This is a genomic window from Oscillibacter sp. (assembly GCF_031978065.1).
GTDB lineage: Bacteria > Bacillota > Clostridia > Oscillospirales > Oscillospiraceae > Oscillibacter.
Window position 1 is genome coordinate 16,329 of the sequence record NZ_DALZCH010000038.1, and the last position, 11,335, is coordinate 27,663.

The 11,335-nt window shown below is 49.6% G+C and carries 12 protein-coding genes; 7 read left to right on the forward strand and 5 right to left on the reverse strand.

Annotated elements, in window-relative coordinates; all coding sequences use genetic code 11:
* Positions 1-8: 8 nt before the first annotated feature.
* Together atpE and RTK01_RS07565 are read right to left on the reverse strand one after the other, a co-directional pair.
* Positions 9-224 carry an ATP synthase F0 subunit C gene (gene atpE / locus RTK01_RS07560; protein WP_294854908.1) on the reverse strand — a complete coding sequence of 72 codons (216 nt, stop codon included), beginning with the start codon at positions 222-224 and terminating at the stop codon, positions 9-11.
* A 45-nt stretch (positions 225-269) separates the two neighbouring features.
* Positions 270-962 (reverse strand): F0F1 ATP synthase subunit A, encoded by a 693-nt coding sequence (locus tag RTK01_RS07565; RefSeq protein WP_312280392.1) that lies wholly within the window; start codon positions 960-962, stop codon positions 270-272.
* 412 nt (positions 963-1,374) lie between these two features.
* On the opposite strand from RTK01_RS07565, the gene RTK01_RS07570 reads away from it, so the two are divergent.
* Positions 1,375-2,235 carry a LysR family transcriptional regulator gene (locus RTK01_RS07570; protein WP_312280402.1) on the forward strand — a complete coding sequence of 287 codons (861 nt, stop codon included), beginning with the start codon at positions 1,375-1,377 and terminating at the stop codon, positions 2,233-2,235.
* A gap of 189 nt (positions 2,236-2,424) precedes the next feature.
* Positions 2,425-3,939 carry a diguanylate cyclase gene (locus RTK01_RS07575; protein ID WP_312280393.1) on the forward strand — a complete coding sequence of 505 codons (1,515 nt, stop codon included), beginning with the start codon at positions 2,425-2,427 and terminating at the stop codon, positions 3,937-3,939.
* 190 nt (positions 3,940-4,129) lie between these two features.
* On the opposite strand, the gene RTK01_RS07580 is transcribed toward RTK01_RS07575, so the two are convergent.
* The gene (locus RTK01_RS07580; protein WP_312280394.1) at positions 4,130-4,765 is read right to left on the reverse strand and encodes a hypothetical protein; all 636 of its coding nucleotides are present in this window, start codon (positions 4,763-4,765) and stop codon (positions 4,130-4,132) included.
* 123 nt (positions 4,766-4,888) lie between these two features.
* Positions 4,889-5,434 (reverse strand): hypothetical protein, encoded by a 546-nt coding sequence (locus RTK01_RS07585; RefSeq protein ID WP_312280395.1) that lies wholly within the window; start codon positions 5,432-5,434, stop codon positions 4,889-4,891.
* A 302-nt stretch (positions 5,435-5,736) separates the two neighbouring features.
* On the opposite strand from RTK01_RS07585, the gene RTK01_RS07590 reads away from it, so the two are divergent.
* Genes RTK01_RS07590 through RTK01_RS07605 form a run of 4 tightly spaced genes read left to right on the forward strand, consistent with a single transcriptional unit; the run spans position 5,737 to position 10,187 of the window.
* A complete protein-coding gene (locus tag RTK01_RS07590; protein ID WP_312280396.1) occupies positions 5,737-6,363 on the forward strand; it encodes a TetR/AcrR family transcriptional regulator in 627 nt (208 codons plus the stop codon).
* Positions 6,364-6,423: 60 nt separating this feature from the next.
* Positions 6,424-8,169 (forward strand): ABC transporter ATP-binding protein, encoded by a 1,746-nt coding sequence (locus RTK01_RS07595; protein ID WP_312280397.1) that lies wholly within the window; start codon positions 6,424-6,426, stop codon positions 8,167-8,169.
* Positions 8,170-8,183: 14 nt separating this feature from the next.
* Complete coding sequence (locus RTK01_RS07600) at positions 8,184-9,911, forward strand: ABC transporter ATP-binding protein (protein WP_312280398.1); 1,728 nt, start codon at positions 8,184-8,186, stop codon at positions 9,909-9,911.
* A 3-nt stretch (positions 9,912-9,914) separates the two neighbouring features.
* On the forward strand, positions 9,915-10,187 hold the full coding sequence (locus RTK01_RS07605; protein ID WP_312280399.1) for a hypothetical protein: 273 nt from the start codon (positions 9,915-9,917) through the stop codon (positions 10,185-10,187).
* Positions 10,188-10,513: 326 nt separating this feature from the next.
* Here the strand turns inward: RTK01_RS07605 and RTK01_RS07610 are convergent, their stop codons facing one another.
* Positions 10,514-10,750, reverse strand: a complete 237-nt coding sequence (locus RTK01_RS07610) for a hypothetical protein (protein ID WP_312280400.1) — start codon at positions 10,748-10,750, stop codon at positions 10,514-10,516.
* Between the two features lie 129 nt (positions 10,751-10,879).
* Here RTK01_RS07610 and RTK01_RS07615 point away from each other — a divergent pair, with 129 nt between their 5' ends.
* A complete protein-coding gene (locus tag RTK01_RS07615) occupies positions 10,880-11,206 on the forward strand; it encodes a helix-turn-helix transcriptional regulator (protein WP_312280401.1) in 327 nt (108 codons plus the stop codon).
* Positions 11,207-11,335: the final 129 nt, after the last annotated feature.

The window sequence follows — 11,335 nt, forward strand, 5'->3', positions numbered from 1 at the left end:
ATCGCCCCTTATCCCGCAAAAATTATGACAAGCCCGATGACAAAGCCATAAATGGCAGTGGCTTCGGCCAGCGCACAGCCCAGCAGCAGGTTGCTGCGGATTTGGCTTGCGGCCTCCGGCTGGCGGGCAATGGCCTCGGTGGCCTTGCCGGTGGCAAAGCCGATTCCAATTCCGGCTCCGATTCCTGTTAAAACTGCAATAGCAGCACCAATTGCGACAGACATAATTAGTTCCTCCTGTTAATAATTAAATAAATCAATGTGAAACGGTTACTCTTCCTGAAGGCTTTCCCCTGTGAACAGCGCGGTCAGAAATACAAAAACGATGGTCTGAATCAATCCGTCAAAGATATCGAAATAGAGACTGAAGACCACCGGAACTCCCACCGGAACCAGCGCCTTGATAAGTTCCATGATTACGAAAGAGCCCAGCACATTTCCAAACAGCCGCATACAAAGCGACAGCGGACGAATGGCAATTTCCATAATGTTAATGGGAATCAGCAGGGGCATAGGCTCGGCAAACTTGTGCAGACCGCCCCGCAGGCCCAGAAAACGAAACGAGCTGCCGTAAATCAGGCACACGCTGGTCAGCGCCAGCCCCGCCGTGACGCTGACATCCTTGGTTGGCGGCACCAGACCCAGCAGCCCGCTGAGGTTGGCGACGGCAATGTAAACGGCAACCGTTCCCAGCCATGGCGCAAAAGATCGCCAGCGAGGCCCGATGCTGTCCTTCGCAAATCCGTTGAGAGAGCTGACGCACATCTCCAAAAACGCCTGCGCGCGCCCCGGCTGATCAGGCTTTAGCTTCCGCGTCAGCAGAAACACCAGACCCATAATCAAAACCATCAGAATCCAACTGGTTAAAACCGCCTCGGAAATCGGGATTCCTCCCAAAACCGGGATGGTAAACGCGGTTTGGTTTTTCATTCCGGACATCATGGTCTCCTGAATATTTGACATACGATTATCACCTCCCGACCCATTGAATCCCGCCTTTGCCCGCCAATCGCGGTGGGGATAGGTTTGCCGCCAGAAAAGCTGGTTCGCCGCCTGTCGGACAGTATCCGGCAAACGGCGGACAGCACGATCTTATACCTTCAGTTTTCCGGACCACTGGCGCAGCCTTCCGTCAAACGATCCAATCCTCTCCGGATTCCAGATGATACCGCACTCGCCCCACTGCGGCATTTTCTTAACGGACGCGCTGTTGTTTTCATTGGGTTGCTACATTATAATGAACTTGTTGAAGAATGTAAAATGTATATTTGTAATTTTCACTATAACAAATTATTATAGTGAAACGGGCGGCGCACCAAGGTTTGCGCCCCACAGAGGAGGCATTATTATCGCAGTCAATTATGAGTATTACCGGATTTTTTATTTTGTTGCAAAATATAAAAATTTTACGCAGGCGGCCAAGGTCCTGATGAGCAGCCAGCCCAACGTCACGCGCTGCATGAACAATCTGGAAGAGGAGCTGGGCTGCCGCCTGATGATTCGATCAAACCGGGGGATTGTGCTTACCACAGAGGGGGAGAAGCTGTTTTCCCATGTGGCTCCGGCCTACGAGCAACTGCAACTGGGGGAGGCGGAGCTGGCCAGCTACACAGGGATGCAAAGCGGGACAGTGTTTATCGGCGCCAACGAAACCGCGCTGCAAAGCGTCCTTCTCTCTAAGCTCAGCCGCTTTCATCAGGTCTATCCCGGCTTTCACATCCATATCTCCAATTATTCCACGCCTCAGGCTGTGAAGTCACTGGAGGAGGGCATTTTGAATCTGGCTGTGGTTACCACGCCCACAGGCGCGAAGAAGCATCTCACGGAGATTCCTCTCAGGCCCTTCCGTGAGATTCTGGTGGGCGGGCCGAAGTTTGCGTATCTGTCCGAAAAACAGATGAGTTTGAAAGAGGTCGCAAATCTTCCCATGGTCAGCATGGCTGTGGAAACAAAAACCTTTGAGTTTTACAGCCACTTTTTTCAAAGGCATGGCCTTGCGCTCCATCCTGATATTGAGGCCGCCAATACGGTGCAGCTTCTCCCGATGATAAAAGGAAATATGGGTCTTGGGTTTCTGCCGGAGGAAATCGCGGCAGACGCGCTTTCGCGCTGCGAAATTTTTCGGATTTCTCTGCTGGAAACTATTCCGGAACGATTTATCTGCCTGATTAAGGATTCCCGCCAGCCGCTGAGTCTGGCCGCGAAAAAGCTGGAGGAAATTCTGCGGACGCCGTAATGATTTTTAACGGCTGATTAACGGGGCACCGGCACCAAGCGTTAAAGCATTGAGAGAATTTCAGTGAAATATGTCTCTTTTCTGCGTTTCATAGAAAAATGACGATCAATATGATATGATAGATTCTCCCTGCGGCGGTTCCATTCAGCAGCCGCCCGCAACGCGAAGCGATACGAGGAGGGTCTTCCCATGCCAAACATATTTATTCTGACGGTGGCCTTGTCCGTGGTAATTGCCGTCTTTATGGCGGTATTTACCATTACCAACCACACCGTTGAAAAATCCCTCTACTTGATTCTTCTTTCTGTCGCCAATCTCTTTTTTTCGTTTGGCAACTTGCTGGAAATTACCGCCCCTACGCTGGAAACCGCTTTTTACGGGGTCCGGGTTCAGTATTTGGGCGCGCCGCTTCTGGTGCCGCTGGCCTATCTGTTTTTTAGAGACTTTTACGAAAAAAAACGATTTTCCGCGCGGCAGCACGCCCTGATTTTTGCAATTCCCGCTGTGTCTATGGTGTCTTTGCAGTTGTATCCTCTGGTGCGGCTGCATTACGGCAATATTTGGTACAGCACCAACGGGCAAATTTCCAGCATTCAGCATACCGACGGCATTGCCTATCTCCTTGGGGTGCTCCTGAATTACATCTGTATTGCTCTGGGCCTGTTTCTCATCATCAGCCACATCCGAACCGGCAGCAAAGCTCAACGAAGGCAGAGCTTTATTTTGCTGCTGGGCTGGCTGGTTCCGCTGGTGTCCAACTTTTTCTTTATCTTTATCGGCGGCAACGAAAGCTATGATTTTACGCCCGTCGCCTATGTCTCCGCTTTGGCGGTATTTCTTTATTCCGCCCTGACGCAAAACCTTCTGAACGTGCTTCCGCTGGCCCGGGCGCAGGTGATTGATGGGCTGGAGGACGCATTTATCGTGTGTGACGCCGACTTTCACCTTTTGGACGCGAACCAGTCGGCAAGGCGCCTGTTTCCACAGCTCTCCCGCATGGTGTCCGGTGAATCTCTTGAGGCCGTGGAGGGCTTTAAGCCGCAGGGCGAGACGCTGATTTGGAAAGGCGGGGAGGCCCGGCGCTATAAAATCACCGCGAATCCGGTTTTTCAGGGCACGAAAAACAGCGGCATCTGCATTGTCTTTCGGGATGTGACCGTGGAAAGTCATCTGCTGGAGGACCTGCACCGTCAGGCCACTATGGACGCGCTGACCGGGGTATATAACCGGGGTACGTTTTTTGATCTTGCCAGACAGACGCTGACAGGAGACGGGGGACAGCGGGCACTGGCGCTTTTGATGATTGACGTGGACCATTTTAAGCAGGTAAACGACACCTATGGCCACCCCTGCGGAGATGCGGTGCTGAAGGCCATTGCGCAGGCTGCGCGGACGCATTTTCGTAAAAATGATCTGGTGGGGCGCTACGGGGGCGAGGAATTTGCAGTGCTGCTGGAGGACCTGTCCTCTCAGCAGGCGGTGGAGACGGCGGAAAAACTTCGTCGAACCATTGAGGACATGCGGATTGCTTTTCAGGACAAGATTCTTCGCGTGACCATCAGCATCGGCGTGGCCCACTGTCCTGCCAACCGCAGGCAAACGCTGGAGGAACTGCTGAATCAGGCGGACGCGGCGATGTATCTCTCCAAAAGCGGAGGCCGCAACCGCACCAGTCTGTACCACGGTGATGAACACACGGTGTAAGCTCGCCTTTAGGTCCGGAGACTCCTGTGTCTCAGCACGCAGATGTCAGGTGTTCTTCCTTTCCGTGGCGCACAGCGAATACACGCCGCTTATATTAATGAAGGAATCCGAAGCTGCCCCCAACGGGGACAGCTTCGGATTTTTATATTCTGTATTATCAGGTCAAAAGAAATGCGCCGTCGTTTTTGGATTAAACAGGGCTTTCCAAATGATAAATCTCAAGGCTTGGATGGCTTTTCATAAAATTCAGAAACTGATCTGCGTCCGCATCCTGCAAGTCTTTCTTTTGGAGAAGAATGAAACCCTTTTCCCAGTTGAGTAAAATCATATCCTGACAAAATACCGCCTGCAATACATCTTCAAAGGCCACCAGCATTTGATCATTTTCCCAAATACCTGTGTCTTGGAAAACAACCGTTGTGCGTTTGCCTTCATCAAGAGTCTTATATCCGGACCAAATTCGTTCCGTTTCCTTTTGAAGACGTTGATCGGGATTTATTCGGGGCTGAAACAGGTAAACCACCCCTAACAAAAAAGCCGCCGCGCCAACAATCAGCACAGCCAAAAGTTCCTTTGGAGCCATAACACCCGGAATAAGGGCAAACAGCCCCAGTATGATTAAAAATGCTCCATAAACTTTATATCGCTTCCGGCGTTTTTCGGAGGTGCTTTTTGAAACTTTTGGGACAGCGTCCAGCTTGTCTATCCCTGCCCACATTCTGGGACATGCTTTTCTGCTTTTCATTTCCGCCAGTTTTTTAAGTGCATAAAACAGTTGGGATCTGCCCAGTTCCTCATAAGGGCTCAACAAAAAAGTGAATTTCATTTAATGATTGTCAGCTCCTTTGATTCTCTTAAAAATTTTTTTGCGTAATAAAACCCACTGCATGGAGGCAATACGAAAAGGCGGCTCAGCAGCCAAATGGCCTCCCCAGTATCACATGACTACTTACACGCCGCCGCTGCTTGTGTTAAAAGAAGCGGTGATATCCTCTCCGTCTGCATTATATAAGGTGGTATTATTCAAAAAAACATGATTATCAATCGTTTCATTTTCAATTTGAATGTATTCAAAAAAAGAGTCACCCGGATTTACAAGGTCTATGTCATACTGAATATTATCGAGGGTTACAGTCATTTTCTCAATTTCATGATTTGGGTTTCTTCCGCCTACAAGCAGGTATTTATTTCCCTTGCTATTAACAACTCCATTTACAAAGTTTGCATCCGTGCGGGACATGCCCTCATATCGGAAACGATTAAACAGACCTCGCTTCATTCTTAAGACAGCAATCTCATTCTCTACCACGGCAAAATAGTAGAAATCCTGATTGTTTAATCCAATGCCTGAGTCAATTTCCGCATTTGCATCAAACTTTTCCTGAATAATATGTTCCGCCTCGATGCTGTCGTTTGTGATGGGATAATATCGCATATATCCTGCGACGATTGCAAGCAAAAAAACGATACCCCACAGCACTCTTGATTTTTTCATTGCAGCCCCTCCTATTAGTCCCAGCTTAAGCTTATCACAAGAACGTAATAAAGTCATGTATGAGAAATTGAACTCATACAGGCTTTAATTATGGGAGAGCATCGGAAAATAAATTTTCGGGTTGTTCCAAGCAAAGCACAATTGCCATAGTCGATAAGCCTATTTTGAGGGCTGGTACATGTTTCGAGCTTTACCTCTTTTATGAAAAGGTTTATTTCACCCATTAGATGACTTGACAAATGCTTTATGTTGATTTAATATAACAACGTTATTAAATAACATTGTTATATTAAGGAGGCTTTATGCGCCCTGTCAACGAGGAACTTGCCGCCGCCTTATTAGAGGCGGGAAAAAAAGAATTTATGACCCATGGTTTCCTAAAAGCAAATATGCGGGATATCGCTGCCACAGCGGGGGTCACCACTGGTGCGCTGTACCGGTATTATACCGACAAGGAAGCGCTGTTTGAAGAATTGGTGGAAGAACCCTCCCACGTATTTGCTGAACGCTACCGGGAGCGTCAACGCTCCTTTGCTGCTCAGTCGCTGGACAAACAGCTTCAAAATATACCTGAAATTACAGATCATGAATCAGGTTGGATGATGGCCTATCTCTACGACCATTTTGATGCGTTTAAGCTCATCGCCTGCTGTTCTTCCGGAACCCGATATGAACACTACATCGACACACTGATTGAAATCGAAGCCGAGGCCGGGCACCAACTTATCGACCGTATGCGATCTAACGGTCTTCCTGCACAGGCGCTGGACGACGGGTTGATTCATATTCTCTCCGGCGCATTATTCAACGGCATGTTTGAAACAATCCGCCACGATATGCCCAGAGAGAAGGCCGCTGAATACGTGGAAAGCTTGCGGGATTTTTATTCCGCAGGCTGGTTCAAGGTTCTGGGAATAGCAGGGGGCTGAGCGCCCCTGTTTTTTCGCCATTAAGTTAGCAATATCTAACTAAATAAGGAGATGCGATTTATGAAAACCAAAAAGGAGCCTTCCCCGTTTGCCAAGCTATGGGGATGGGCAAACGCGTACCATAGAGGGTTCTGCGGCTCGGTGATACTGGCTGTCATCGGGGTAGCAGGTACCATGCTTGCCTATCTGTGTGTTGTTGCTATCATCAGGCTGCTGCTCTCCGGCGGCAGACTGCGGGAATGCCTCTCCTGGTGCGGGCTGATGCTGGGAGGATATTTGATAAAGGCGGTATTTTCCAGCCTGTCCACCGGTATGTCCCATACCGCCACCTACCATACTCTGCGGGATCTGCGAAAGAGCCTGTTAAGCAAGCTTTCCCGGGTACCCATGGGAACCATTTTGAATACGCCCTCCGGGCAGTATAAAACCACCATTGTGGACCGAGTGGAGGGGATGGAGCCGACGCTGGCCCACCTGATTCCGGAGATGACCTCCAACCTGCTTGTTCCTCTGACACTTGTTATTAGTATCTTTGTGCTGGACTGGCGGATGGGCTTTGCCTCGCTGGTTACCACGGCAATCGGTCTGCTGATCGTTTCCCAGAGCACAAAAACCTATGCCGTCCGCTGGAAGGGGGCGGTGGAAATCGGCCGCCGTATGGCAAACGCCATTGTGGAATATGTGGGCGGAATTCAGGTGGTCAAGGCCTTCAGTCAGAGCGCAGGTTCTTACAAAAAATACGCCGGAGCGGTGGAAGACAACGCCCAGTATTTTGTGGACTGGATGCACGACAATCAGAAATACATGGCCTCTTGGCAGAGCATCCTTCCCGCCGTTCTGGTTTCTGTGCTCCCCACAGGCCTGTTGCTTTGGAGCAGCGGAAGCCTTAGCGCCGCGGATTTTCTTACGAGTATCGTTCTGTCCCTTGGTCTGACCGGCCCAATGATTGCCGCCCTGAGCTTCGTGGATGAGCTTGCAATCGTAGGTACCAATGTGGGGGAAATTGCCGGGATTCTGGAGTCGCCGGAGCTTGTGCGCCCTGAGCAGCCTGCCAAGCTGAACGGCAGTGCGGTAACGCTGAAAAATATTTCTTTTACTTACGGTAACGTGAAGGAAGAAGTTCTTCATAAAATCAATCTGGATATCCACCCCGGCACGGTGACCGCACTGGTTGGGCCCTCCGGCTCCGGGAAATCCACCATTGCCAAGCTGATTGCCGGATTCTGGGATGTGACAAGCGGCGCCATCACCTTGGGGGGCGTTGATTTGCAGGATATCCCGCTGGACCAGTTGAATCGGCAGATCGCATATGTGGCGCAGGATAACTACCTGTTTGACCGGACGGTGCGGGACAATATCCGCATGGGACGACCGGATGCAACCGATGAGGAAGTGGAAGCTGCCGCCGGGTCCGCCGGGTGCGATATGTTTATCCGCGGTCTGGAGAACGGCTACGACACTGTTTGCGGCGAGGGCGGCGGACATCTTTCAGGCGGAGAGCGTCAACGGATTTCCATTGCCCGCGCCATGCTTAAGGATGCGCCTATTGTGATTCTGGATGAGGCTACCGCCAGCATCGATCCGGAAAACGAAGCACTGATTCAACGCGCTATTTCTGCGCTGACAAAGGGAAAGACCCTGATCGTCATTGCCCATCATCTGGGGACCATCGCCGGCGCGGATACTATCGTGGTGGTGGAAAATGGCCGGATTGCGGCACAGGGAAAACAGGCAAAGCTTCTGGAGACATGCCCGCTTTACGACCAAATGTGGAAGGCATATCTGGGCACCCGGGACGCGGCCTGAGAGGAGAGAATATTATGTTTGGTATATTAAAAAAGATTTTTGCCTTTGCGGGAGGCAAGCGAGGGCTTTTGAAAAAAGCAATGGTGGTATCTCTTCTGGGCGCACTGTTTGCGTCGCTCCAGTTTTTGGCCCTGATGCTGGCGATGGATATGGTGGTGGGCGGATCGAAGCTGTCTGTTTGGCCGCTTGCCTGCATTATGCTGGTTTCTATTCTGGGGCACATTGCCTGTGCCTACTACTCCACCAATGCCGAGACGGATACGGGCTACCATATGGCCGCGGAGAAGCGGGTACATATTGGTGACCGCCTACGATACATTCCTATGGGATATTTTAACGACAACAGTCTTGGCAATATCACGGCAGTGGTCACCACTACGTTAGGCGATGTGGAAAATACCGCCGCACGGTGCCTTGTTATGATAATCGGCGGATTCCTGAATACGCTGGCTCTGTGCCTGATGCTTCTTTTTGCCGATTGGCGGCTGGGACTTATTGCCATCGCGGGCATTCTATGCTATCTGGTGGTCACGGAGCTCTCCCAGAAAGCCACCTCCAAAACCGGCCCTGCCCGCCAGCATATTCAGGAAGCTCTGGTAGAGAAGGTGCTGGAATATGTGCAGGGCATGGGTGTGGTGAAGTCCTATGGACTGGAAAAAGACAGCGGGCAGGCAGTTTACAATACTGTGGATGACAGCTGCCAAAGGGCGCTGTCACTAGTGCGTTCGATTACGCCTTGGTCTGGAATTCGCCAAATTACGGTGCGGATTTTCAGTGTGGCAATCGTTGTTGCGGCGCTGGTTTTCTATGCGGGAGAAACCTTGCCGCTGGCCCGCTGCCTGCTGATGCTCATTGCTTCTTTCTTGATTTACGCAGAGTTGGAAAGTGCCGGAAATATGTCCGATCAGCTCCAAATGCTGGGTTCCGCCATGGACAAAGCCACCTCCATTGACGATACGCCCACTATGGACATTGACGGACAGGATATCGCATTCCCCCATGCCACTGTCGAATTTCAGGATGTTCGCTTTGCTTACGGTGACCGCACGATATTAGACGGCATTAGCTTTACAATTCCGGAAAAAACCACCACTGCCGTGGTTGGTCCCTCTGGCGGAGGCAAGACCACGCTATGCAATTTGATTGCCCGTTTCTGGGATGTGGATGGCGGAAAAATTCTGGTTGGCGGCCACGATGTGCGGGAATACAAGCTGGACAGCCTGATGAAAAATATCTCTATGGTATTCCAGAATGTCTATCTGTTCAATGACACGATTGAGAACAATATCAAATTTGGCAGGCCCTCCGCCACACGCGAACAGGTGATGGATGCCGCTAAGCAAGCCTGCTGCCACGATTTTATCACCGCGCTGCCGGATGGCTATGACACGGTGCTGGGAGAGGGCGGAGGTACGCTCTCCGGCGGAGAAAAGCAGCGCATTTCCATTGCGCGGGCAATTATCAAGGACGCGCCGATTATCATTCTGGACGAGGCCACGGCAAGCGTGGACCCAGAGAACGAGGTGGAACTTCAGACAGCCATCAATGCGCTGACGCACGACAAAACCATTATAATGATTGCCCATCGGCTAAAAACCGTAAAAGATGCTGACCAGATTCTGGTACTGGACGGTGGTCGTATCGCACAGCGCGGCACCCATGCAGAACTGTTGGAGCAAACCGGCCTGTACGCCGATTTTATCGGCCTGCGCCGGGAAGCTGTGGGCTGGAAGCTGGCATAGCGAATGGGATACATTCACACCTTTTATGTCCGGCAAAGATTATTTTCAGCATGGGTAAATACGGTCACTTCTACGTTGACCGAATTTCACCATGTCAGTATTAATGGCAAAATACCGGACGGCCTAAAAAAGCAGGCACTTGGGCATTCTGCCAATATGGAAACCGAGGGCGTTTATGGACACTTGAAGGACGGTAAATTAGATCGTATTGCGGCATACAGTGATACCGCCATTATAAAAATTACAGAAAAACAATCAAATTGTGTACTAATATAAGTACTTAGAAAACAAAAGACCCGTTGCAGCGCTCGGGCTGCAACGGGTCTTTTTGGTCGGGGTGCTTTTACAGCATTTATTTAAAAAATTCAGTAATATTAAAGATTATTACTCATAGAGGCAGTAATTAAACCGAGGGGTAACGGGTATGGGGTAAAGAAGCCAGCAGCCAGTCACGCAGTGATAGATTACCATACGGGGGTAATTCCCCACTTTTCCGCTGTTTTTTTACTCTGACATATACCTGAGTTTCCTCCTGATCTATTCTTTATTCATTATATTTCATGTGGCAGAAATACTTAACAGAAGAAAGCAAGTAAGTTGTATCAATGCTTGTCTATTTCAAATTGTGCCCTATATTGCAGATGCTCCTGCTCCAGTCGTTTCCATTCTTCATCCGCTGTCTGAAATTCCGACAGAGCCTTTTTCATCTGAGGCGAATCATAGGAAATTTTCTTCTCTACCAGTTTTTTCAGCTTATTCCTGCGCTTTTCAACGGTTACTCCCAAAGTATATAGCTTACTTGCTTGCCGCATCAATTTGCCTTTTTCTTTTGCATTCATTTATCCATCCTCCGCATTTAATAAGCATATCTTTTACAGTACCACAAGATACCATTGTTATCAATAACAAGATATTCTTTTTGCAAACAATAAGATAATCTTATTAAAATAATGCAAGGAGGTGGTTGAATGTATAATCTTCGTCTGCTACGCGAGGAAAGAAAGCTGAGCCAGCAAAAGTTGGCAGATGAATTCGACGTTGCGCAGGCACAAATTCAAAAATACGAAACCGGCGGTTATCAGCCCGATATTGCAATGCTGAGCAAGTACGCAGATTTTTTTGATGTGTCGGTAGATTTTTTGATTGGTCGCACAGACATCCGGCGAAAGGCGGAACCGACTGAGGAATGCGAGTTGAATGCAGAAGAACAAGAGATTGTAAACCGCTACCGAAACTTGCGGCCCAATCAGCGGCAGAGCCTTGTTCTGTTTTTCAACACCTTAGAAGACAAATAGCTCAAATCCAGAAAAAACACGTTGTTCTCAGACTTTGCTTTTGTCTTGAGGAAATGGCGTGTTTTTCTTTTTTCCGCAAATTGCAAGTTCAAGTTGGACACCCATGGTAGAGAAGGTGTAGGTTCTTAG